Source organism: Citrobacter sp. MGH104, assembly GCF_001034485.1.
Classification (GTDB): Bacteria; Pseudomonadota; Gammaproteobacteria; order Enterobacterales; family Enterobacteriaceae; genus Citrobacter; species Citrobacter freundii.
On the sequence record NZ_KQ089818.1, the window covers coordinates 2,184,388 to 2,208,001 of the forward strand.

Genomic DNA, 23,614 nt, shown 5'->3' on the forward strand with positions numbered 1-23,614 from the left:
TCAAGATATGAAGCCAACCAATTACGCCATCGTGCCAATCGTCTTTCTAAAGCGCAGCAGCGCTATCAGGAAGAACGCGCTGCCAATCGCCAACAGCGTCAGGAACTGCGGCCAGACGATGCCAAACCCAGCGCCGCGGTAAAGTATCGCCTGCGCGAGGCTGACAAAATGGGTAGTTGGCATAGTCAGCATTATGTCCTGCACCGCCTGCGGCATGCTTTCACGCGGTGTAGAACCACCAGAGAGCATCTGTAGCGGCAGCAGTACCAGAATCATCAGTAACCCCAGTTGCGGCATAGAGCGCGCCAGCGTGCCCATAAAAATGCCGATCGAGGTGGTGGCGAACAGGCTCAGCGCCACGCCCAGCATAAACAGTGGTATCGAACCTTCAATCGGTACGCCGAGCACGCCTTTTACCATCAGCATCAGCGATAAACCGGAAACCACCAGCACCACAAGACCCATCGACCAGATTTTTGCCATCATGATCTCCAACGGCGTCACCGGCATAACCAGCAGATGTTCTATTGTCCCGTGCTCGCGCTCGCGGATCAGCGCCGACCCGGTAAGCACGATCGCCAGCATGGTGATGTTGTTGATAATCGCCATCACCGCGCCAAAGCGGGCAGGTTCCAGATTAGGGTTAAAGCGCATACGCATTTCCAACGCCACCGGCGGCTCACTATTGTCACGGTAACGCGCCACAAAGCTGTTCACCTCGCCGCTGATGATATTCTGGATATAGCTGTTGCCGGTAAAGGCCTGGCTCATCCGCGTGGCATCGACGTTAACCTGTATATCCGGCTGTCGACCGGCCAACACATCACGCTGAAAATCAGGTGGAATGTTCACGGCGAAGGTGTAGCGCCCGGCGTCCAGTCCGGCATCCATCTCATCAGCGGTGATCATCTCCGGCGGTAAAAACCACGGGCGATAAAAGCTGTTCACAATCCGGTTCGACAACTGCGACTGGTCCATATCGGCAATAGCAATCGGCGCCAGATGCAGCGACCCGGGCAGCACCGTCGCAGAAGAGTAAACCGATACCGTGAAGGCGAAGACGATCAGCGTCAGCATCGCTTTGTCACCCAGCAGGCTGCGCAACTCTTTGATGCCGAGGTTATAAATATTGCGTAATCGGCGCATCACCCCTCCTGTTTTTTCAGCAGTAATACGCTCAGACCAATCACCACCGGAATGGCTACCACCAGCGGAATAAACAGCTGCCAGAGATCGGTCAGATCCAACGCTTTAGAGAACGTCCCACGCGCGATGGTCAGAAAATGGCTGGTCGGGTAAATTTCACCAATCCAGCGTCCAGGCCCTTCGAGCGAGGCGACCGGATCGATCATCCCGGAAAACTGCGTCGCCGGGATCAGCGTAATAATCGCCGTACCAAAAATGGCCGCGATCTGGCTTTTCATAAACGTGGAAATTAACAGACCCAGCCCGGTGGCAATGGTGACGTACAACAGCGCGGCCAGCGTCAGGGTTAAAAAACTCCCCTTATGCGGCACGCCGAACACAAACACCGACAGCGCGCACAGCAGCAGGAAGTTCAGCATCCCCAGCACGATGTACGGCAACTGTTTGCCGAGTAAAAACTCGCTGCGGGTCGTGGGCGTAACGTACAGGTTGATAATCGACCCCAGCTCTTTCTCACGCACTACGCTGAGGGCGCTGAGCATCGAGGGGATCATCATCAGCAGCAGCGGGATCACCGCCGGAACAATCGCCGGCAGACTCTTTACATCCGGGTTGTAACGATAGCGAGTTTCAATGGTCATCAGCCCGTTTTGCCCACTGGAATTGGGTTGACGCGCCATCACATCCTGCAGCCAGGTCTGGTGCATCGCCTGTACGTAGCCTCTGACCGTTTCAGCGCGACTCGGCATTGCGCCATCGACCCAGACGCCAATCTTCACCGGCGTGCCACGCGCGATATCGCGGCCAAAGTTTGGCGGGATCTCTATTGCTACCGCCACTTCGCCCGAACGCATCCGTTTGTCCAGCTCGTCATAACTGGTGAGCGGCGGCTGTTCGATAAAATAGCGCGATCCCGCCAGATTCAGCGTCCACGCCTGGCTGCTGACGGTCTGGTCACGATCGAGCACCGAAAAACGCAGGTTCTCCACATCCATGCTGATGCCGTAGCCCATGATCAGCATCAGGATCACTGTGCCCATCTGCGCCAGCGTTGAACGTACCGGATCGCGTCGTAGTTCCAGCGCTTCACGGCGGCTGTAGCTGAACAACCGCCGCAGGCTAAAGCCCTGCCGCGGCGGCTGACTATTTTCATGCGCTATCGGAACATTGGCTGGCGGTAACTGAGCTTCCGGAGCCGGGCCTGCCGCTTCCTGTAACCAGGAGATAAACGCCTCTTCCAGACTGGCGGCGCCACGCTGTTTCACCAGTTCCTGCGGCGTGCCGCTGGCCAGTACTTTTCCGGCGTGCATCAGCGACATCCGGTCGCAGCGCTCCGCTTCGTTCATAAAGTGGGTGGAGATAAAAATGGTCACTTTGTCCTGCCGCGACAGATCGACCATCAGTTGCCAGAACATGTCCCTCGCCACCGGATCGACCCCGGAGGTCGGCTCATCAAGAATGAGCATTTCCGGGCGATGAATCACCGCCACCGCCAGCGACAGGCGTTGACGGATCCCCAACGGCAGCGCGCCGGGCAACGCGTCTTCGACATCGGTCAGCGAAAAACGCTCGCTCATCTCTTGTACACGCCCGGGGATTTCCGCTTCGGGGATATGGAACAGCCGCGCGTGTAGTTCGAGGTTTTGCCGGACGGTCAGCTCGCTGTAGAGCGAAAACGCCTGCGACATATAGCCCACCCGGCGGCGGGTATCGATATTCTTCGGGTCAACCGCTTGCCCAAACAACCAGGCCTCACCTTCGCTTGCGGGTAGCAGACCGGTGAGCATCTTCATGGTGGTGGATTTACCGCAGCCGTTGGAGCCGAGAAAACCGAAGATTTCCCCGCGCGGAATACGAAAGTTAACGTGGTCAACGGCGACAAACTTACCGAAGCGCATAGTCAGGTCTTTCGCCTCGATGGCAATCTCTTCCTGCTCAGCGTGATACGGCGGGATCACCACCGGCTTATGCGCCTGGCGCTGGGCTTCAGGTAGCAGCGCGATAAACGCCTGCTCCAGCGTGTTGCTGTTGGTTTGTTCGCGTAACTGCTGGGCGCTCCCGGTGGCTAACACCTCCCCGGCGTTCATCGCTACCAGCCAGTCAAAGCGCTCGGCTTCTTCCATGTAAGCGGTCGCAACCAGCACGCTCATGTTGGTCTGCCGCTGGCGAATGCTGTTAATTAGATCCCAGAACTGGGCACGGGACAGCGGATCGACCCCGGTGGTGGGTTCATCGAGAATTAACAGTTCCGGGTCGTGGATTAACGCGCAGCACAGCCCCAGCTTTTGCTTCATCCCGCCCGAGAGTTTCCCGGCGGGACGGTCGCGAAACGGTGCCAGGCCGGTGCTGTTCAGCAGCTCGGTAATCCGCGCTTCGCGTTCCGCTTTATCATGACCAAACAGCCGGGCAAAGAAATCGACGTTCTCATACACCGACAGCGTATGGTACAGGTTTTTCCCTAACCCCTGCGGCATCCAGGCAATGCGCGGGCAGACATCCCGTCGATGTTTTGGGTCGCGCATATCGCCGCCCAACACCATCACGTTGCCGTGTTCAATGACCCGCGCGCCGGAGATGAGCGACAGCAGGCTCGATTTTCCGACGCCATCCGGGCCAATAAGCCCCACCATACAGCGGGCAGGGATATCCAGCGTGATGTTGTTCAGCGCGACCGTTTTCCCGTAATGCTGACTCACGCCGTCAAGGTGCGCCACGGGAGGAACGGGAACCAGCGCCAGATGCGTCATTGCGGCAACCTCACCACCAGGTCGTCAGGCCAGGGGCGATTTTCATCAACACGCACCCACGCCATGCCCGGCAGACCGGTTTTCACGTACTCCAGATGCTGCTGCAACAGCTCTGGCGGGATACGCGCTTTAACGCGGAACATCAGCTTCAGCCGTTCATCACTGGTTTCGACCGTTTTCGGTGTGAACTGCGCAACACTAGCCACAAAGCTAATGGTCGCCGGAATACGCAGATCCGGCGCGGCATCCAGCACCAGGCGAGCTTCACCACCAATCTTCAATAAACCAGCCTGTTCGGTAGGTAAGAAGAACGTCATGTAGACATCGCTGAGATCGACCATATTCAGTACGCGACCGCCCGCGGAAAGCACCTCGCCCGGTTCGGCGACACGGTACTGTACGCGACCATCGCGCGGGGCTTTCAGCTCGCTGTCATCAATATCAGCGGCAATGCGACGTTCGGTAGCCTGCGCGGCTTCTACGCGGGTTTGCGCCTGAATGATGCTGGTACGAGCGGCTTCAATTGCGGCTTTTGCCGCAGAGACCTGCGCCTTTGCGGATTCCAGTGCCGCGCGAGCGCTTTCAGCCGCCGCCCTGTCGTCATCCAGTTGTTGCTCGGATACAGCCCCACGCTGGGATAGCGAACGGGAGCGAACGTGACGTTTAGAGACCGACTGCAGTTCCGCCTCGCGCTGTTTTACCACCGACTGCGCGGCGCGCATTTCACTTTGCCGCTGTTCCAGCAGCGCTCGTGCCGCCGCCACCGCGCTTTCGGCTTCTTTGATTTGTGCGACAGCTTCCAGTCGCTGCTCCTGCAGCACGCGGGTATCCATTTTCGCCAGCACCTCGCCCTGACGAACGAACTGTCCTTCCGATACGAGGATCGTATCGATACGCCCGGCAATTTTGGTGGCAATATCCACTTCGGTAGCTTCTATTCTGCCGTTGCTGGCCGCGAAACCTTCCGGAATCCCCGCAGGACGCAACATCCACCATGCTATTGCAGCAACCACCACCACAATACCCGCGCCCCACCACACCAGATGACGCTTAATCTTTTCCATATCCGACCCGCCGTAATCCCTGTTATCAAACGATGCGTGTCACAAAGCCCACTGAACAGCTATTCAGCGGGAGATTCCATCCGGGATGAGAAGGAATGAGAAATAATGGCCAGAGTGCGGACAGGCGTTATAGCAACGCACACCGCGAAGGAAGTGAGTGACGAAAATGCTGTGAAATCGGGTAGTAATGTTGTCATCATCAGCGTTCCTGGCCGGAAATGAAACACGCATACTCATAACTGCTGTCTATTGAATACTAACACCTGGATTCAATATGTCTATTCGGTTGTCGTTTCCCGTTCAGCCCTGGCACAAGAAATATTTCGTATATCAACGATTGATAAACAATCGCAACTATAAACATAATCAATGATTAGGCATCCCTATAATAGCGGCTCATTTACCGATCTCGTTATGGCGAGGCTCCTGTACAAATACAAGTTACCGCCCTGCTGGTATCGAGAGAGACCACTCAGGGAAATACAGGCATCCATCGAATCAAGGTGTTGCCAAGGTAACTTCTGACGATTTCACCATCGGACAGATACGTTGTTCAGTGCTAAAACCAGGACGTAGGGATCTGCCTGTGCTAACCCTGTCTTGTTCGCCCCTATGAGAGATTTTTATAGGGAATTACACCATGTCATCTATGCCACTCTGCGCCGCTCATCATCCTATGCCGGATTTCAATGGCGACGCTATCGCCCAATATATGCGCACCGATTTTATTACTCTGCCAGACCATCTCAGCGTGAACGGCGCTCGCGAGTACTTTGTCTCCCAACTCACAACGGATGACATCCCAGGCCAGGTCTTTGTTGTGGCTGGAAAAGCGCTGCGCGGGGTGTTATCCATCAAGCGCTTATTGCAGGAAAAAGATACGTCGCTGAACATCAATCATCTTACGGACAGCTGTTTATTTCATGTAAAGCCTGATGATGAACGGGCGCAGGTCGTTGCCGAGTTAGCCGAACGCGAAGTCGATCTGGTTGCTGTCGTTGAGAGAGGTGAGCTGGTCGGTTGTCTGATGGAAAAAGAGATCGCTCATCTACAGGAAGATGATGTTACCGAAGACGTTCAGCTTCAGGGCGCCACGCTACCGCTGGAAAAACCCTATCTGGAAATTAGTCCGTGGACATTGTGGAAAAAACGTTCGGTCTGGCTCCTGCTGCTGTTTGTCGCAGAAGCCTATACCAGCAGCGTGCTTCAGCATTTTGAAGAGGCGCTGGAATCTGCAATTGCCCTGGCCTTTTTTATTCCGCTATTAATTGGTACTGGCGGCAACAGCGGTACGCAGATCACTTCGACGCTGGTACGTTCAATGGCGCTTGGAGAAGTGCGGCTGCGCGATATGGGCCGGGTGATCCGCAAAGAAGTTTCAACTTCGCTGCTGATCGCTCTGACGCTGGGCCTGGCAGGGTGCTTGCGCGCGTGGATGATGGGCATCGGTATGGAAATCACGCTGATCGTCAGCCTGACGCTGGTTTGCATTACGCTGTGGAGCGCCGTGGTGTCATCAGTGATCCCCATGGTGCTCAAGCGTATCGGCATTGATCCCGCCGTGGTTTCAGCCCCGTTTATCGCCACGCTTATCGACGGTACCGGGTTAATTATCTACTTTAAAATCGCCCAGCACTTTCTTGGTCTGAACTAATGATAACGCCCGGCAGCTCAGGTTGTCGGGCGTCACAGTCAGGCTGGCGCTAAATCTTGCGCACACGCCCAGGCGCTCGACCATGCCCACTGGAAGTTATAGCCTCCCAACCAGCCGGTAACGTCCATAACTTCGCCGATAAAATAGAGTCCCGGCACTTTACGTGCTTCCATCGTGCGCGATGAAAGCTCATTGGTATCAACGCCGCCCAGCGTGACTTCAGCGGTACGATACCCTTCTGTACCGTTCGGCTGCACCCGCCAATCGGTCAGCGTCTCAACCAGCGTTTGTTGATCGCGCACGTTAAGCTGTTTCAGCGAGACGTCCGGGATTTGCCCTAACTGCTGTAAACATTCCACCAGACGTTTTGGCAACTGCATAGCAAGCGTATTCTTTAAGCTCTGATTAGGGTGGGCGCTGCGTTGGTCATCGAGGAAGCTCGCAAGGTCAACATCCGGCAACAAATTAATGCTGACAAATTCGCCTGGCTGCCAAAAACTGGAAATCTGCAGTACGGCCGGACCAGAAAGCCCGCGGTGTGTAAAGAGCAGATTTTCACGAAAGACGGTGCCGTCCTCGGCGGTGATAACAGAGGAGACCGACACGCCAGAGAGCACCTGGAGCTGCTCCAGCAGTGGCTTATGCAACGTAAAGGGCACCAGTCCTGCGCGCGTTGGCAATACGTTCAGACCGAACTGTTCGGCAATTTTATAACCAAACGGCGTCGCGCCCAGCCCCGGCATAGAGAGACCACCGGAGGCAATAACCAGCTTTTTCGTGCCCACGGTCATCCCGTTCAATTCGAGAATGAAATCATCACCCTCTCGCTCGACGCTCAGGACTTCGCTACGTAACCGCATAGTTACGTTACCTTTTTCACACTCGTCTACCAGCATATCGACAATTTGCTGTGCGGAATCATCGCAGAACAGCTGGCCTAGCGTTTTTTCGTGCCAGGCAATACCGTGTTTGCCCACCAGGTCGATAAAATCCCACTGCGTGTAACGCGCCAGCGCCGATTTGCAAAAATGGGGGTTTTGGCTCAAATAGGCGGCAGGCTCGACATAAAGATTGGTAAAGTTGCAGCGTCCCCCGCCAGACATGAGAATCTTACGCCCCGGCTTTTTACCATTATCAATCAGCAGTACGCGACTACCTGCTTGTCCTGCCTGCGCGGCACAAAACATACCCGCTGCGCCAGCGCCTATAATAACGGTATCAAACCTTTCCACGTTGCGATCCTCTCTAAAAAGCGGGTGTGAATTGTAAAGATTCCTCAGTGGTCGCACCAGCACCAAACTACCGATAAAGGGTATTTAACTGAAATATATAGGATAATTCTTTAGTGGTGTAAAACAAAGCAGGAGACAAATCAAAAAAACTCTATATTTCACTTTGCCCGCGCCGCCAAAGTCACTGATAATGCGCCGCGTTCATGTCCTCAAAATGGCGTAACGTCCTATGCTACATTTGTTTGCTGGCCTGGATTTACATACCGGGCTTTTACTATTGCTTGCTCTGGCTTTTGTGCTGTTCTACGAAGCGATTAACGGCTTCCATGATACAGCCAATGCTGTCGCAACCGTGATCTATACCCGTGCAATGCGTTCGCAATTGGCGGTGGTCATGGCTGCGGTGTTCAACTTCTTTGGTGTTTTGCTGGGCGGTCTCAGCGTGGCATATGCCATCGTGCATATGCTGCCAACGGATCTGCTGCTCAATATGGGATCGTCACATGGCCTCGCCATGGTGTTCTCCATGCTGCTGGCGGCAATTATCTGGAACCTGGGTACCTGGTACTTTGGTTTGCCTGCATCCAGCTCCCACACGCTAATTGGCGCCATTATCGGTATTGGTTTAACCAATGCGCTGATGACCGGCACTTCTGTGGTAGATGCACTTAACATTCCGAAAGTTATCGGTATTTTTGCCTCGCTTATCATCTCGCCAATTGTTGGTCTGGTGGTTGCAGGCGGTCTTATTTTCATTCTGCGTCGCTACTGGAGCGGTACAAAAAAACGTGCCCGTATCCACCTGACGCCAGCAGAACGTGAAAAGAAAGATGGCAAGAAAAAGCCGCCGTTCTGGACGCGTATTGCCCTAATCCTCTCCGCTATCGGCGTGGCGTTCTCTCATGGCGCTAACGACGGGCAGAAAGGCATTGGTCTGGTGATGCTGGTGCTGATTGGCGTAGCGCCTGCGGGCTTCGTGGTGAATATGAATGCTTCCGGTTACGAGATTACCCGTACCCGTGATGCCATCAATAACGTCGAAGTCTTCTTCCAGCAGCGTCCTGACCTGCTTAAACAGGCCACAGGCGTAGACCAGTTGATTCCGTCCCCGACGGACGCGGCACCAGCGACGACGACAGAGTTCCATTGCCACCCGGCGAATACCATCAACGCGCTGGAACGTGCGAAAGGTATGCTGGCGAACCTGGAAACCTACGACAAGTTAAGCGTCGAACAGCGTGGTCAGCTGCGCCGTATTATGCTGTGCATCTCTGATACCACGGATAAAGTGGTTAAGCTGCCTGGCGTAAGCACTGACGATCAGCGTCTGCTGAAAAAACTGAAAGCTGACATGCTGAGCACCATTGAGTACGCGCCTATCTGGATCATTATGGCCGTCGCACTGGCGCTGGGCATTGGTACCATGATCGGCTGGCGTCGCGTAGCCACCACCATTGGTGAGAAAATCGGTAAGAAAGGCATGACCTATGCCCAGGGTATGTCGGCACAGATGACCGCCGCAGTCTCTATCGGTCTCGCCAGCTACACCGGTATGCCTGTTTCCACCACCCACGTTCTCTCTTCTTCCGTTGCGGGGACGATGGTTGTTGATGGCGGCGGTTTACAGCGTAAAACGGTGACCAGCATTCTGATGGCCTGGGTCTTCACCCTGCCAGCCGCAATTCTTCTTTCCGGCGGGCTTTACTGGCTCTCTCTGAAGCTTATCTAAGCGAATGCACGGTAAAAAAGCGGGTCAGTTTTCTGACCCGCTTTTTTTGTATCTGTCGTTGGCATCAGTGCCAGATAATCAGCGCAACCATGCTGATTAGCACCAGGCCACATAGCGCGCTGGTGAGGATGAACTGACCGCGAACCCGCTCACAGCGGCGAATAAACTCATCATCATGATGATCGCGGTAACGCTGAGCGTAGATATACCACACCAGACGCATCTGCTTGTTCGGTTGCCCATGCGAGGTAAAAAAGCCCCCACCATCTACATACTGGTAAAGCAATGGATCGCAACCACGAAGTACCACTAACAGTGCGCGTAGCGAAGAAAAATAGCGCGCCATATTAACAATGCAAACGACACATAAAGCCCAGAACAATGCAATGGTGCTTATCATACCTCCTCCCCGGCGACCCGCCCACGGAACTCCTTTCCGGGACTACCGCTCCCCGATACCCTGCCAAACCATTCAGTGAAGAGTACAGCCGAACCGTTCGTATTAGTATCACGCATCCGAACGCCTCTCTAGATAGTGTAGGAGATTAGTTAATTTTTTTGCCAGAAGGTTAATCGCTATCAATGCAATTAACTAAAAAATTTGTTTAACTGCTTGGCAAGCAAGGCGGATTGACGGATTATCCTGGTCGCTATAATGTAAGGATAGTCCTTATATGGTACGTTTTTACGACTGGGCTAGCCCCGCGCGCAAGGTTCGCAGGATGCGGATGACGCGGCGGCAGGTAAACGCCAGCAGGCTAGTCATCGACAACTTATGGAAGGAGTAACACTATGGCTTATAAACACATTCTTATCGCGGTTGATCTTTCTCCGGAAAGCAAAGTTCTGGTTGAAAAAGCGGTCTCTATGGCGCGGCCTTACAATGCTAAAGTCTCCCTTATCCACGTTGACGTAAACTATTCCGACCTGTACACCGGGCTTATCGACGTGAATCTGGGCGACATGCAGAAACGCATTTCTGAAGAAACCCACCACGCGCTAACCGAGCTTTCCACCAACGCAGGCTACCCTATCACCGAAACCCTGAGCGGTAGCGGCGACCTGGGTCAGGTTCTGGTTGATGCCATCAAAAAATACGACATGGATCTGGTCGTTTGTGGTCATCACCAGGATTTCTGGAGCAAGCTAATGTCCTCCGCGCGCCAACTGATCAACACTGTCCACGTCGACATGCTGATTGTTCCGCTGCGTGACGACGAAGAAGCATAAAACGCTGGCCGTCGGGAGATAACCCGACGCGCTACAAGTCGTTAAGTCTGTAAACGCCCGCCTTTGCGGGCGTTTTTGTTTTTATCATTCAGACGCAATTAGTACATCAATCCAACAAATAAATCATAATTAGTGTGATCAACTAATTGGATCGAAAACTATCTCTATAATACTCTACGCCTGCGGCCAATAACCGCAGTCTATAACAAAATAAGACTTTTTCGGCGCGTTTAAGCATACGCGTTCATACTTTTCGGGATGGCTTTGAAAGGCGATGGAATATGAATAAAACTGCACCTACGGGCTTGCTGCAGCAACCTCGTCCGTTCTTCATGATCTTCTTTGTGGAATTATGGGAACGATTTGGCTATTACGGCGTTCAGGGCATCCTGGCGGTATTTTTTGTTAAGCAGCTCGGCTTTTCGCAGGAACAGGCATTTGTCACCTTTGGTGCATTTGCCGCGCTGGTCTACGGCCTGATCTCGATCGGCGGCTACGTCGGCGACCATCTGTTAGGTACCAAGCGCACGCTGGTACTCGGCGCCATTGTGCTGGCGATCGGCTACTTCATGACCGGGATGTCACTGCTTAAGCCCGACCTGATTTTTATTGCTTTGGGTACCATTGCCGTCGGTAATGGGCTGTTTAAAGCCAACCCGGCAAGCCTGCTGTCAAAATGCTATCCACCGAAAGACGCCCGTCTGGACGGTGCTTTCACCCTGTTTTATATGTCGATTAACATCGGTTCACTGCTGTCGTTGTCGCTGGCACCGGTGATTGCCGATAAGTTTGGCTACGCGGTGACCTATAATCTGTGCGGGGCCGGGCTTATTGTCGCGCTTTTGGTCTACTTTGCCTGCCGTGGAATGGTGAAGAATATCGGTTCAGAGCCGGACCATAAGCCGCTGAATTTCCGTAATCTATTCTGCGTGCTGGCTGGAACGGTAGTGATGGTATTTATCTGCGCCTGGCTGATGCACAACGTGCAGATTGCCAACCTGGTGCTGATCGTCCTGTCAATTGCCGTGACGATCATCTTCTTCCGTCAGGCCTTCAAACTGGATAAAACCGGGCGCAACAAAATGTTCGTGGCCTTTATCCTGATGCTGGAAGCGGTGGTGTTCTACGTCCTGTACGCGCAGATGCCAACTTCACTGAACTTCTTTGCTATCAATAACGTGCACCATGAAATTCTTGGTTTCGCCATCAACCCGGTAAGCTTCCAGGCGCTGAACCCGTTCTGGGTGGTACTGGCGAGTCCGGTACTGGCCGCAATCTATACCCGTCTGGGCAACAAAGGTAAAGACCTGACCATGCCGATGAAGTTTACGCTCGGTATGTTCCTGTGCTCGCTGGGTTTCCTGACCGCCGCTGCAGCCGGAATGTGGTTTGCCGATGCGCAGGGGCTGACGTCGCCGTGGTTTATCGTGCTGGTGTATCTGTTCCAGAGCCTGGGTGAACTGCTGATTAGCGCCCTGGGGCTGGCTATGGTCGCCGCTCTCGTGCCACAACACCTGATGGGCTTTATTCTCGGGATGTGGTTCCTGACCCAGGCAGCAGCCTTCCTGATGGGGGGTTATGTCGCGACATTCACCGCCGTACCAGAGAACATCACCGACCCGCTGCAAACGCTGCCTATCTATACCAACGTCTTCAGTAAGATTGGTCTGGTGACCCTGGCCGTAACGGTGGTGATGGCGATTATGGTGCCATGGCTGAACCGCATGATTAATACGCCGAGCACCGAGCAATAACCTTCAGTGCCGGATGGCGGCTATTGCCCTATCCGGCATTTTCACTCACTACCCTTTACGCGCGTCTATCCACTCCTGCACTTCCACCACAAAGGTGTCCGGCGCTTTGCGGTACATTTTGCGCGCCAAGTCCAGAATCGTATGCTGGCCGAGCGCTTCTTCCATCCGCTGCTGAGCCATGTCCATTACCGAACGCACACCACAAATGCCTTCACAGGCCCACTCTGGTGGATGCTCCTCAAATACCGCCAACCGCTGGCGAATTTCACGACATTCAAAGATGCGCTTATCACCATCAATAGCATTCACCACATCCAGCACAGTGATGTGTTCAGCAGGTTTAGCTAACTGGAAACCACCGCCCTTGCCTTCAATGCTGCGCACCAGACCCGCTTTGGACAGACGGGTGAAAATTTTTGCCAGATAGTCATATGGCACACTTTGCAGTTCGGCAATTTCCCGCACGCTCATATCCCGCGCGTCGCCCTTACTGTCGACCATACACATCAGGCTATGAATGCCGTACTCAACCCCAGAACTGTAGAATGCCATTCTCTTATCTCAGTCAAAATTAATCTGAGTTTATTGTAGCTTTTTCGTTTCACTCATTCCAGACAGTAAAGTAACCCCTCTTCACAATAAAACTTTAAATACATATTTATCAAATAGATAATAAAAAATCCTCACCCTTTGAGGCAAAAAGGAGCTCAATCGCATTGCAATTCATAACTACGACAAATAAAATCCGAGTAAATAACTCGTAGTCACCAGTGAGAAAACTCCAATGCGTAAACAAATTCTGATCGTGGGCGCCGGCTTTGCCGGTATGTGGGCAGCATTAAGCGCCGCACGACTGGCGGATAAACATCAGCAGGCCATTGATATTACAGTAATTGCGCCACAGCCAGAGCTGCGTGTCCGCCCACGTTTTTATGAAAGCGCCGTTCATACGCTGGTCGCACCACTGCAACCGCTGTTTGACGTTACCGGCGTCAACTTCCTGCAAGGTCACGTCGAGCAAATCCTCCCGGACTCTAAAGAGGTGAGCTGGAAAGATGCCAACGGTGACATTCATCTGCGCCGCTACGACCGCCTGGTGCTTGCCAGCGGAAGTCACGTAAACCGCGACACCGTCACCGGTGCCGCCGAGCACGCGTTTGACCTCGACCAACTTGAGAGCGCCGCCGTACTGGAGCAGCACATTAACGATCTGGCATTACAACCGGAAAGTGAGGCTCGCAATACGGTAGTGGTCTGCGGCGGCGGCTTTACCGGCATTGAAATGGCGCTGGAATTACCAGGTCGTTTGCGCGAAATATTGGGCGCTGATGCTAAGACCAGAGTTGTCGTAGTTGAACGCGGCGCTCAGCCGGGTGGACGCTGGAGCCAGGAATTACGTGACGTGATTATCGAAGCCTCTGCTGAACTGGGCGTCGAGTGGCTGGTCAATGCGGAAGTAGAGTGCGTGGATGCCTCTGGCGTCACGCTGAAAGATGGACAGGTGATTTCTTCCCAGACGGTTATCTGGACCGTCGGCGTTCAGGCTAATAATCTGACAGCACAGATTAACGCCCCGCGCGATCGCCAGGGCCGTCTGCATGTCAATGCCAATCTACAGGTTGTGGGTCACGATGATATCTACGCCACTGGCGATGTAGCCTACGCCGCCACCGACGACAAAGGCAATCATGCGCTGATGACCTGCCAGCACGCCATCTTGCTGGGTAAATTCGCCGGTAATAATGCCGCGGCAGACCTGTTAAACATAACACCACTGCCATATCGTCAGGAAAACTACGTCACCTGCCTGGATCTTGGTGCCTGGGGTGCGGTGTATAGCGAAGGATGGGATCAGCAGGTGAAACTGACGCGCGCAGAAGCGAAAAAGCTGAAGGTGTCGATTGTCAGCGAGCTGATTTACCCGCCGAAGGCGGACCGCGCGGTAGCGTTTGAGATTGCCGATCCGCTGGCACCGTTTGTTTAACCCGTGATGCCGGATGCGGCTACCGCCTTATCCGGCCTACTAACGGCACCGAGCTGTAGGCCCGATAAGCGTAGCGCCATCGGGCACTATAGCTGACCATCTGGCCTATGCCGTTCCCGCATAAATATCGAACCGATGCCCTTTTGTAACTACCGCGTTCGGCGTTGCCACGTCGGCCAGCGGCGGCGCGTAGTCCGGACGCTTCACCACCACTCGTTTGGTGGCTAACTGACGAGCAGGCTCCAGCAACCCATCCGCATCCAGATCCGGCCCCACCAGCGACTGAAACACGCGCATCTCTTTTTTCACCAGCGCGCTTTTCTGCTTATGTGGGAACATCGGGTCGAGGTACACCACCTGCGGGCGCGGCGTGATATCGGTTAACGCCGTCAGGCTCGACGCGTGAATCAACTGCAAACGCTCCTGCAGCCACGGACCGATTTCCGGGTCGGCATACCCGCGCGCCAGGCCATCGTCAAGCAGCGCAGCAACCACCGGGTTTCGTTCCAGCATTCGTACGCGACAGCCTACCGAGGCCAGTACAAACGCATCGCGCCCCAGCCCTGCGGTTGCATCGACCACATCCGGCAGGTAATCGCCTTTAATGCCGACCGCCTTCGCCACCGCTTCACCGCGGCCACCGCCAAATTTGCGCCGATGGGCCATCGCACCGCCCACGAAATCGACGAAGATACCGCCGAGTTTAGGTTCGTCACGTTTGCGCAGTTCCAGATGTGCTGTCGTCATCACCAGCGCCATCAGGTTATCTTCATCGTGTTCCAGTCCCCAGCGGGCGGCCAGAACAGATAAGGCGCCGTCTCCGGCGCCTGTTTCATCAATTAAGCAGATTTTCAATTCCGCTTTACCCTAAATAATTCGAGTTGCATCAAGACAACAAGTGAAGGAATCCCTGGGAACGTACAAATAGTACGTGACCAGGGTGAGTGAGCGCAGTTGCCGAAGAGGCAGCTTGAAGTATGACGGGTAAATCAGCCTTTAATCCCGTAATGCTCCAGCATCGCATCCAGCTGTGGCTCGCGGCCACGGAAGCGTTTGAACAGTTCCATCGGCTCTTCAGAACCGCCACGGGTGAGGATGTTATCGAGGAACGATTGTCCGGTTTGACGGTTGAAAATCCCTTCATCTTCGAAGCGAGAGAAGGCATCCGCCGCCAGCACGTCGGCCCACAGATAGCTGTAGTAACCCGCCGCGTAGCCCCCTGCAAAAATATGGCTGAAGGCATGCGGGAAGCGGCCCCAGGTTGGGCCCGGCACCACGGCGACCTGTTTCTTGATTTCCGCCAGCGTGTCGAGGATTTTCGCCCCTTGCTGCGGGTTAAATTCCGCGTGCAGACGGAAATCAAACAGACCGAACTCCAGTTGACGCAGAATAAACAGCGCCGCCTGGTAGTTTTTCGCCGCCAGCATTTTATCCAGCAGTTCCTTCGGCAGCGGTTCGCCGGTTTCATAATGGCCGGAGATAAACGCCAACGCTTGTGGCTCCCAGCACCAGTTTTCCATAAACTGGCTCGGCAGTTCGACCGCATCCCATGGCACACCGTTGATACCGGAAACGCCCGCGGTTTCGATACGGGTCAGCATATGGTGCAGACCGTGGCCGAACTCGTGGAACAGGGTAATCACTTCATCGTGGGTAAACAGCGCAGGTTTACCGTTCACCGGACGGTTAAAGTTACAGGTCAGGTAGGCAACCGGTTTTTGCAACGTGCCGTCACTTTTACGCATCTGGCCGACGCAGTCATCCATCCACGCCCCGCCGCGTTTATGTTCACGGGCATACAGGTCGAGGTAGAAGCTGCCGCGCAGCTCGTTGTTTTCGTCGTACAGCTCGAAGAAACGAACTTCCGGGTGCCAGACGTCAACATCGGTGCGCTCTTTGGCAGTGATGCCATAAATACGTTTAACCACTTCAAACAGACCGTTAACGGCTTTGTTCTCCGGGAAATAAGGACGAAGCTGCTCGTCGCTGATGCTGTAGAGGTGCTGTTTTTGTTTCTCGCTGTAGTAGGCGATATCCCACGGCTGAAGCTCATCAACGCCAAATTCCGCTTTCGCAAAGGCGCGCAGTTGAGCCAGCTCTTTCTCACCCTGTGGACGGGCGCGTTTCGCCAGATCGGTCAGGAAGTCGAGGACCTGCTGCGGGTTTTCCGCCATTTTGGTAGCCAGAGATTTAAAGGCGTAGCTTTCAAAGCCCAGCAGCTGTGCCAGTTCGTGGCGCAGCGCGAGGATCTCTTCCATTATCGGGCTGTTGTCCCATTTGCCAGCGTTCGGCCCCTGGTCAGACGCGCGGGTGGAGTAAGCGCGATACATCTCTTCACGCAGTCCCTGGTTGTCACAGTAGGTCATCACCGGCAGGTAGCTTGGGATATCCAGCGTTAACAGATAGCCTTCCTGCTCTTTGGCTTCCGCCTGAGCCTTCGCCGCAGCCAGCGCGCTTTCCGGCATACCAGCCAGCTCAGCTTCATCGGTGACTAACTTCGTCCAGCCCATCGTGGCATCAAGGACGTTATTGCTGTACAAGTTGCCGAGCTCAGACAGACGGGTGGCGATTTCACCATAGCGCTGCTGTTTTTCCTTCGGCAGACCAATACCAGAAAGCTCAAAATCGCGCAGCGCGTTATCGACCGCTTTTTTCTGCGCGGTGTTCAGGGTGGCGTAATGATCGCCATCACGCAGGTCGCGGTACGCTTTGTACAGGCCTTCATGTTGTCCAACCCAGGTGCTGTATTCAGACAGCAGCGGCAGCGTTTGTTCGTAGGCTTCACGCAGTTCCGGGCTGTTTTTCACCGAGTTCAGGTGGCTAACAGGAGAGAAAATACGCCCCAGCACATCGTCAACTTCCGCCAACGGCTGGCAGAGATTTTCCCAGGTGTACGGCGCGCCCTGCGCAACCACACGTTCAACATTTTCGCGGCAATCGTTCAGCGCCTTAGTGACGGCAGGCACGACATGCTCAGGCTGAATTTTAGAAAACGGCGGCAGTTCGAAGGGAGTCAGCAATGGATTGGTCATTAGCGCGGTCCTGTTGAAAAGAGTGAATGAAGCGCGTATCCGGCGCTGTGCATATTAATTTGTACAATGGGGTTAAGTGTAGAGGATTTCAATGCTAACCGTGACGGAAAGACGCCCGGTGGTGCTGCGCTTACCGGGCCTACGGGTAATCTGTGCCGATCTGCTGTAAACTGTGGCAAATCGTCATTTCAGCGGAATTTCATTACCCATGCTCAGTTATCGCCACAGTTATCACGCAGGCAACCACGCCGACGTCCTGAAACACACCGTCCAGAGCCTGATCATTGAATCGCTCAAAGAGAAAGAAAAACCGTTTCTCTATCTGGACACCCATGCTGGCGCTGGCCGTTATCAGCTGAGCAGTGAGCATGCCGAACGTACCGGTGAATATCTGGAAGGGATCGCCCGTATCTGGCAGCAGGACGATTTGCCTGCCGAACTGGAACCCTACATTGGCGTAGTGCAACATTTCAACCGTAGCGGTCAGTTGCGCTACTACCCGGGCTCTCCGTTAATTGCTCGCCAGCTGCTGCGCGAACAGGATAGCCTGCAATTAACTGAACTGCACCCGAGCGACTTTCCCCTGCTGCGCGGCGAATTCCAGAAAGATGAGCGCGCACGCGTGGCCAAAGCCGATGGTTATCAGCAGCTGAAAGCAAAATTGCCGCCGGTTTCACGTCGTGGGCTGATCCTTATCGATCCACCCTACGAAATCAAAAGCGACTACCAGGCGGTGGTCACCGGTATTAACGAAGGCTACAAGCGTTTCGCGACCGGCACCTATGCGCTGTGGTATCCGGTGGTTCTGCGCCAGCAAATCAAGCGCATGATCCACGATCTCGAAGACACCGGCATCCGCAAAATTCTGCAAATTGAACTGGCGGTGCGCCCGGACAGCGATCAGCGCGGTATGACAGCATCTGGCATGATTGTGATTAACCCACCGTGGAAGCTGGAGCAGCAGATGAACAACGTTTTGCCGTGGTTGCACAGCAAACTGGTTCCGGCAGGAACCGGTCATACCTCGGTAAGCTGGATCGTGCCGGAGTAATCGCAGCCATCGGTGGAACCTTTTAATATCAGGTATACAATCGCGAATATTTTGGCGGATGGCGTAACGCGTCTCCGCCCTACAATGAACATGAAGGAGCGGTCATGACCAAGCACTATGATTACATCGCTATTGGCGGCGGCAGCGGCGGTATTGCCTCCATTAACCGTGCAGCAATGTACGGCCAGAAATGCGCACTGATTGAAGCCAAAGAGTTAGGCGGCACCTGCGTTAACGTGGGCTGCGTACCAAAGAAAGTGATGTGGCATGCCGCCCAGGTTCGCGAAGCGATCCACATGTACGGCCCGGATTACGGTTTCGACACCACCATCAATAAGTTCGACTGGGATAAACTGATCGCCACGCGTACCGCTTATATCGATCGTATTCATACCTCGTACGACAATGTGCTGGGCAAAAATAATGTCGATGTGATTAAAGGTTTTGCCCGCTTTGTGGATGCCAAAACCATTGAAGTGAACGGTGAAACTATTACTGCTGATCATATTTTGATTGCTACCGGCGGTCGTCCGAGCCATCCGAACATTCCGGGTGTGGAATACGGGATCGACTCCGATGGCTTCTTTGAGCTGCCCGCGCTGCCGAAGCGTGTTGCGGTCGTCGGCGCAGGTTACATCGCCGTTGAGCTGGCAGGCGTGATTAACGGCCTGGGTGCCCAAACGCATCTGTTCGTGCGTAAACACGCGCCGCTACGCAGCTTCGACCCGATGATCGTCGACACGCTGGTTGAGGTGATGAACGCCGAAGGCCCGACTCTGCATACTCACGCGATTCCGAAAGCGGTCGTTAAAAACGCTGACGGCAGCCTGACCCTGCAACTGGAAGATGGTCGTAGCGAAACGGTAGATTGCCTGATTTGGGCAATTGGTCGTGAACCAGCCACCGATAACTTCAACCTGGCAGTTACTGGCGTGAAAACCAACGAAAAAGGCTACATCGTCGTTGATAAATATCAGAACACCAGCGTGCCGGGAATTTATGCCGTCGGCGATAACACCGGTGCCGTTGAGCTGACGCCGGTTGCTGTTGCCGCGGGCCGTCGCCTGTCTGAGCGTCTGTTTAACAACAAACCGGACGAACATCTGGACTACAGCAATATCCCGACCGTGGTCTTCAGCCATCCGCCAATTGGCACCGTCGGCCTGACCGAGCAGCAGGCTCGCGAACAGCACGGCGATGACCAGGTAAAAGTGTATAAATCATCGTTTACCGCGATGTATACCGCTGTCACTTCACATCGTCAGCCTTGCCGCATGAAGCTGGTTTGCGTCGGTCCGGAAGAGAAGATTGTCGGTATTCACGGTATTGGTTTTGGAATGGATGAAATGCTGCAAGGCTTCGCGGTCGCACTGAAAATGGGCGCCACCAAGAAAGACTTTGATAACACCGTTGCGATTCACCCAACGGCAGCAGAAGAGTTCGTTACCATGCGTTAATCAATAAAATACCGGATGGCGCTTTGCCATCCGGTTTTCTCTTATTTACCCTGCATATACGGCGTATACACCCCGTTCAGACTCTCAAGAAACGCCACGATATCGTCGATATCTTCCTGCGGCAGTTCTTTACCCACCTGATAACGCAGCATCAGTTTTACCGCACCGTCGAGCGTAGGCACATCACCTCGATGGAAATAAGGTGCGGTCAGCGCAACGTTACGCAAGCCAGGGACTTTTTGACGCAGCTTGTCACGTAATTCATTAGTGACGTTCATGCGGCCAATATCTGCGGCAGTGACCTCGCCGAAATTAAAGTCCTTTTTCAAACCCAATGGCTCAAATGAACGCCCGCCTAAAATAATACCGCCATGACAGGTCGCGCACTTATTATCTTTAAACAACTGATAGCCATGTTTCTGCTGGGCGGTTAACGCCGCTTCATCACCGCGTAGCCATTTATCAAACGGCGAATTTGGCGTAATTAGCGTTTTCTCAAACTCAGCAATCGCATCGGTAATATTATCTCCGCTGAATCCCTGCGGATAAACCGCGATAAACTCTTGTTTGAGTTGCGGATCTTTATCCAGTTTCTGAATAATTTCATCCCAGGATTTAGACGCCATCTCGATAGGGTTCAACGGCGGGCCGCCTGCCTGCGCCTGCAATGTTGGTGCTCGACCATCCCAGAATTGTTCCACGTTGAAGACAGAGTTAAATACCGTCGGCGCGTTGATAGGACCAACCGCGCCGCCTACGCCGATTGACGTTTTGCGACCATCTACGCCGCCCGCATTCAGGGCATGGCAGTGCGCGCAAGAAATCGTGCTGTCACCGGAAATACGCGGGTCGTGGTAAAGCGTAAAGCCTAGCGCCACTTTGCGGGCATCGGTCGGAATGCTTTCCGGTATCGGCTGCACAGGCTCGTTACGATGCTGCGCGGCGGTATCGTTACTGGCGTAATACTGCTCGCGCTGTTTCGCAATCCAGCCCAGGATCTCTGCTCGCTCCGTATCGCTTACCTTGCCAGCCCAGTGCAGTGCGGTATAACGCGTCGGCGGCATGGTGTCGTACTGCATCACCCATTCAATTTTATTCAGGTCGCTTTGCGAAACGGGTTTATCTGCGACCAGCGCCGCACGAACGGCCTCAAGATTGAATGATTTGTATCCCAGTTGAATATCGTAATTCATCAACTGCTTAGCGACAGGAAAAGAAGAATAGAAAGGTAATTCAGCTGAAGGCGTGTGACAATAATCGCATCCTTTTTCGCGTAAAAAACCTAATACTTTATTATTTTCTTCCAGCGTAGAGGCCTGAACATCTGCCTGTTTACTACGTTGATTATCGTGATACCACACATAACCGGATAATCCAAAATAACAAATCACGACGCCAGCTATGGCTATCGCGGTAAGACGGGTAATGATTTTCATTATTTTACCCTCACCGTTGTGAGTTATTGTGACCCAGAAAAATTAGAATAATGAGTGCATAGTCTTTATCAGACTTAACCATCATAGAAAGTAAGGGATTTATTATTTTGATAAGTATCAAGCAATTACATGGGGGATAACTATCGATAGAATAGCCTGTGCCTATTACGGAGATAAGCCGTTATGGTTTTCCGTTCACACCTCGTTGCAATCGAATGTTCTGAAAATGAAATATCTTCAGGTCACGCAGAATTATGAATTCTTCATTATATTCATTGGGATAGTCTTATTTTCTAAATAATATGCAGCACTAAAACGTGATCAACCGCACGCTTTACTCACCAGACACCGAAGCGAATGTCTACGCTTAACTGACGACCGGGCAATAGCCTTAATCTTTCAACGTCCATCGGAGGTCTTTCTCATTATGCTCAACCAGAAACTACCCCACGCCCCTTCAGAAGAAATGACGATCGATATCGATCTGCTTTATGAAATGGATCCGTGCGAGTTAAAGCTGGATGAAATGATTGAGGCAGAGCCTGAGCCGGAGATGATTGAAGGGCTGCCCGCCTCAGATGCGTTAACCCCGGCCGATCGTTACCTTGAGCTGTTCGAACACGTCCAGTCGTCGAAACTGTTTGCCGATAGCAAAACCTTCCCCGACTGTGCGCCCAAAATGGACCCACTGGACATTTTGATCCGCTATCGCAAAGTTAAACGCCACCGCGACTTTGATCTGCGACGTTTCGTCGAGAACCATTTCTGGCTACCGGAAACGCCCTCCAGTGAGTATGTGTCCGATCCGGCAAGCTCGCTAAAAGAGCATATCGATCAACTGTGGCCTGTGCTGACGCGCGAGCCGCAGGATCACATTCCCTGGTCCTCGCTGCTGGCGTTACCGCAATCATATATTGTGCCCGGCGGACGTTTTAGCGAAACCTACTACTGGGATTCCTACTTTACCATGCTGGGTCTGGCAGAGAGCGGTCGCGAAGACCTGCTGAAATGTATGGCGGATAACTTTGCCTGGATGATTGAAAACTATGGCCACATCCCCAACGGTAACCGTACTTACTATCTAAGCCGTTCGCAGCCGCCGGTCTTTGCGCTGATGGTGGAACTGTTTGAAGAGGATGGCGTACGCGGCGCACGTCGTTACCTTGAACATCTGAAAATGGAATACGCATTCTGGATGGATGGCGCCGATTCCCTGGTGCTCAACCAGGCCTACCGTCACGTGATCAGAATGTCGGACGGCTCTCTGCTCAACCGCTATTGGGACGATCGTGATACCCCGCGTGATGAATCTTGGCTTGAAGACGTCGAAACCGCCAAGCATTCGGGTCGACCACCCAATGAGGTGTATCGGGATTTGCGCGCGGGCGCGGCCTCCGGCTGGGATTATTCCTCGCGCTGGCTACGCGATGCAGGCCGCCTTGCCAGCATACGCACCACGCAGTTCATCCCGATTGATCTGAACGCTTTCCTCTACAAGCTGGAAAGCACTATCGCCAATATTTCCGCGCTGAAAGGCGACAAAGAAACGGAAGCGCAGTTTCGCCAGAAAGCCAGTGACCGTCGCGATGCGGTAAACCGCTATCTGTGGGACGATGAAAACGGCTGCTATCGCGATTACGACTGGCGGCGCGAACAAATGGCCCTGTTCTCCGCCGCCAGTATTGTGCCGCTGTATGTCGGTATGGCAACACATGAACAAGCCGACCGGCTTGCTAACGCGGTTCGCAGTCGCCTGCTCACGCCCGGTGGTATTTTAGCCACGGAGCATGAAACTGGGGAACAGTGGGATAAACCCAACGGCTGGGCGCCGCTGCAGTGGATGGCGATTCAGGGCTTCAAACTGTACGGTGACGACCATCTCGGGGATGAAATCGCCCGTAACTGGTTGAAAACGGTGAATCTCTTTTATCAGGAACACCACAAGCTTATCGAAAAATACCACATAGCCGACGCAGCGCCGCGCGAAGGCGGCGGCGGGGAATATCCGTTGCAGGACGGCTTTGGCTGGACCAATGGCGTGGTGCGCCGACTCATCGGTTTGTATGGCGAACCCTAGCGGTTGACGGTCTGATTCATC

17 protein-coding genes and 1 riboswitch are annotated in these 23,614 nt (G+C 53.8%); of the genes, 8 read left to right on the forward strand and 9 right to left on the reverse strand.

Annotated features, from left to right (window positions below):
* Window positions 1-21: 21 nt before the first annotated feature.
* Genes SK34_RS10310 through SK34_RS10320 form a run of 3 tightly spaced genes read right to left on the reverse strand, consistent with a single transcriptional unit; the run spans window position 22 to window position 4,957 of the window.
* Complete coding sequence (locus SK34_RS10310; protein ID WP_048232965.1) at window positions 22-1,146, reverse strand: ABC transporter permease; 1,125 nt, start codon at window positions 1,144-1,146, stop codon at window positions 22-24.
* The gene (gene rbbA, locus SK34_RS10315) at window positions 1,146-3,893 is read right to left on the reverse strand and encodes a ribosome-associated ATPase/putative transporter RbbA (protein ID WP_048232966.1); all 2,748 of its coding nucleotides are present in this window, start codon (window positions 3,891-3,893) and stop codon (window positions 1,146-1,148) included. Before rbbA ends, SK34_RS10310 begins: the two co-directional genes overlap by 1 nt.
* Window positions 3,890-4,957 (reverse strand): HlyD family secretion protein, encoded by a 1,068-nt coding sequence (locus tag SK34_RS10320; protein WP_048218801.1) that lies wholly within the window; start codon window positions 4,955-4,957, stop codon window positions 3,890-3,892. The genes rbbA and SK34_RS10320 overlap by 4 nt, the downstream gene beginning before the upstream one ends.
* Window positions 4,958-5,358: 401 nt before the next feature.
* A riboswitch (M-box (ykoK) riboswitch) is annotated at window positions 5,359-5,542 on the forward strand.
* Window positions 5,543-5,597: 55 nt separating this feature from the next.
* Here SK34_RS10320 and SK34_RS10325 point away from each other — a divergent pair.
* A complete protein-coding gene (locus SK34_RS10325) occupies window positions 5,598-6,611 on the forward strand; it encodes a magnesium transporter (RefSeq protein ID WP_003837796.1) in 1,014 nt (337 codons plus the stop codon).
* A gap of 38 nt (window positions 6,612-6,649) precedes the next feature.
* Here SK34_RS10325 and SK34_RS10330 read toward each other — a convergent pair whose 3' ends face one another.
* Complete coding sequence (locus tag SK34_RS10330) at window positions 6,650-7,843, reverse strand: BaiN/RdsA family NAD(P)/FAD-dependent oxidoreductase (RefSeq protein ID WP_003837793.1); 1,194 nt, start codon at window positions 7,841-7,843, stop codon at window positions 6,650-6,652.
* A 229-nt stretch (window positions 7,844-8,072) separates the two neighbouring features.
* On the opposite strand from SK34_RS10330, the gene pitA reads away from it, so the two are divergent.
* Complete coding sequence (gene pitA, locus SK34_RS10335; RefSeq protein ID WP_003023373.1) at window positions 8,073-9,572, forward strand: inorganic phosphate transporter PitA; 1,500 nt, start codon at window positions 8,073-8,075, stop codon at window positions 9,570-9,572.
* Between the two features lie 64 nt (window positions 9,573-9,636).
* On the opposite strand, the gene uspB is transcribed toward pitA, so the two are convergent.
* Window positions 9,637-9,972, reverse strand: a complete 336-nt coding sequence (gene uspB / locus SK34_RS10340; protein ID WP_003023371.1) for a universal stress protein UspB — start codon at window positions 9,970-9,972, stop codon at window positions 9,637-9,639.
* Between the two features lie 392 nt (window positions 9,973-10,364).
* Between uspB and uspA the strand changes: the two genes are divergently transcribed.
* Window positions 10,365-10,802, forward strand: coding sequence for a universal stress protein UspA (gene uspA, locus SK34_RS10345; protein WP_003023368.1), 438 nt, complete (start codon window positions 10,365-10,367; stop codon window positions 10,800-10,802).
* A 281-nt stretch (window positions 10,803-11,083) separates the two neighbouring features.
* Entirely contained in the window at window positions 11,084-12,556 is a 1,473-nt protein-coding gene (dtpB, locus tag SK34_RS10350) for a dipeptide/tripeptide permease DtpB (RefSeq protein ID WP_003023364.1), read from the forward strand.
* Between the two features lie 48 nt (window positions 12,557-12,604).
* Here the strand turns inward: dtpB and SK34_RS10355 are convergent, their stop codons facing one another.
* On the reverse strand, window positions 12,605-13,108 hold the full coding sequence (locus SK34_RS10355; RefSeq protein WP_003023361.1) for an RrF2 family transcriptional regulator: 504 nt from the start codon (window positions 13,106-13,108) through the stop codon (window positions 12,605-12,607).
* A gap of 232 nt (window positions 13,109-13,340) precedes the next feature.
* Between SK34_RS10355 and SK34_RS10360 the strand changes: the two genes are divergently transcribed.
* Window positions 13,341-14,540: an NAD(P)/FAD-dependent oxidoreductase gene (locus tag SK34_RS10360; protein ID WP_048232968.1), complete on the forward strand. Its 1,200-nt coding sequence runs from the start codon at window positions 13,341-13,343 to the stop codon at window positions 14,538-14,540.
* Window positions 14,541-14,645: 105 nt separating this feature from the next.
* Here the strand turns inward: SK34_RS10360 and rsmJ are convergent, their stop codons facing one another.
* Both rsmJ and prlC read right to left on the reverse strand, forming a co-directional pair.
* Window positions 14,646-15,395, reverse strand: a complete 750-nt coding sequence (gene rsmJ / locus SK34_RS10365; RefSeq protein WP_003837787.1) for a 16S rRNA (guanine(1516)-N(2))-methyltransferase RsmJ — start codon at window positions 15,393-15,395, stop codon at window positions 14,646-14,648.
* Window positions 15,396-15,529: 134 nt separating this feature from the next.
* Window positions 15,530-17,572 carry an oligopeptidase A gene (gene prlC, locus SK34_RS10370; protein ID WP_046670978.1) on the reverse strand — a complete coding sequence of 681 codons (2,043 nt, stop codon included), beginning with the start codon at window positions 17,570-17,572 and terminating at the stop codon, window positions 15,530-15,532.
* Window positions 17,573-17,780: 208 nt separating this feature from the next.
* Here prlC and SK34_RS10375 point away from each other — a divergent pair, with 208 nt between their 5' ends.
* Entirely contained in the window at window positions 17,781-18,623 is an 843-nt protein-coding gene (locus tag SK34_RS10375) for a 23S rRNA (adenine(2030)-N(6))-methyltransferase RlmJ (protein ID WP_003023347.1), read from the forward strand.
* Window positions 18,624-18,727: 104 nt separating this feature from the next.
* The gene (gorA, locus tag SK34_RS10380) at window positions 18,728-20,080 is read left to right on the forward strand and encodes a glutathione-disulfide reductase (RefSeq protein ID WP_003837777.1); all 1,353 of its coding nucleotides are present in this window, start codon (window positions 18,728-18,730) and stop codon (window positions 20,078-20,080) included.
* Between the two features lie 41 nt (window positions 20,081-20,121).
* On the opposite strand, the gene SK34_RS10385 is transcribed toward gorA, so the two are convergent.
* Complete coding sequence (locus SK34_RS10385; RefSeq protein WP_003837773.1) at window positions 20,122-21,516, reverse strand: cytochrome-c peroxidase; 1,395 nt, start codon at window positions 21,514-21,516, stop codon at window positions 20,122-20,124.
* A 427-nt stretch (window positions 21,517-21,943) separates the two neighbouring features.
* Here SK34_RS10385 and SK34_RS10390 point away from each other — a divergent pair, with 427 nt between their 5' ends.
* Complete coding sequence (locus SK34_RS10390; protein WP_003846147.1) at window positions 21,944-23,593, forward strand: alpha,alpha-trehalase; 1,650 nt, start codon at window positions 21,944-21,946, stop codon at window positions 23,591-23,593.
* Window positions 23,594-23,614: the final 21 nt, after the last annotated feature.

Coding starts and splice junctions, on each gene's coding strand:
- SK34_RS10390 (WP_003846147.1), top strand. CDS start 21,944: ATGCTCAACCAGAAACTACCCCACGCCCCTTCAGAAGAAATGACGATC.
- SK34_RS10355 (WP_003023361.1), bottom strand. CDS start 13,108: ATGGCATTCTACAGTTCTGGGGTTGAGTACGGCATTCATAGCCTGATG.
- dtpB (WP_003023364.1), top strand. CDS start 11,084: ATGAATAAAACTGCACCTACGGGCTTGCTGCAGCAACCTCGTCCGTTC.
- SK34_RS10310 (WP_048232965.1), bottom strand. CDS start 1,146: ATGCGCCGATTACGCAATATTTATAACCTCGGCATCAAAGAGTTGCGC.
- prlC (WP_046670978.1), bottom strand. CDS start 17,572: ATGACCAATCCATTGCTGACTCCCTTCGAACTGCCGCCGTTTTCTAAA.
- pitA (WP_003023373.1), top strand. CDS start 8,073: ATGCTACATTTGTTTGCTGGCCTGGATTTACATACCGGGCTTTTACTA.
- SK34_RS10385 (WP_003837773.1), bottom strand. CDS start 21,516: ATGAAAATCATTACCCGTCTTACCGCGATAGCCATAGCTGGCGTCGTG.
- gorA (WP_003837777.1), top strand. CDS start 18,728: ATGACCAAGCACTATGATTACATCGCTATTGGCGGCGGCAGCGGCGGT.
- uspA (WP_003023368.1), top strand. CDS start 10,365: ATGGCTTATAAACACATTCTTATCGCGGTTGATCTTTCTCCGGAAAGC.
- rbbA (WP_048232966.1), bottom strand. CDS start 3,893: ATGACGCATCTGGCGCTGGTTCCCGTTCCTCCCGTGGCGCACCTTGAC.
- SK34_RS10325 (WP_003837796.1), top strand. CDS start 5,598: ATGTCATCTATGCCACTCTGCGCCGCTCATCATCCTATGCCGGATTTC.
- SK34_RS10320 (WP_048218801.1), bottom strand. CDS start 4,957: ATGGAAAAGATTAAGCGTCATCTGGTGTGGTGGGGCGCGGGTATTGTG.
- SK34_RS10375 (WP_003023347.1), top strand. CDS start 17,781: ATGCTCAGTTATCGCCACAGTTATCACGCAGGCAACCACGCCGACGTC.
- SK34_RS10360 (WP_048232968.1), top strand. CDS start 13,341: ATGCGTAAACAAATTCTGATCGTGGGCGCCGGCTTTGCCGGTATGTGG.
- uspB (WP_003023371.1), bottom strand. CDS start 9,972: ATGATAAGCACCATTGCATTGTTCTGGGCTTTATGTGTCGTTTGCATT.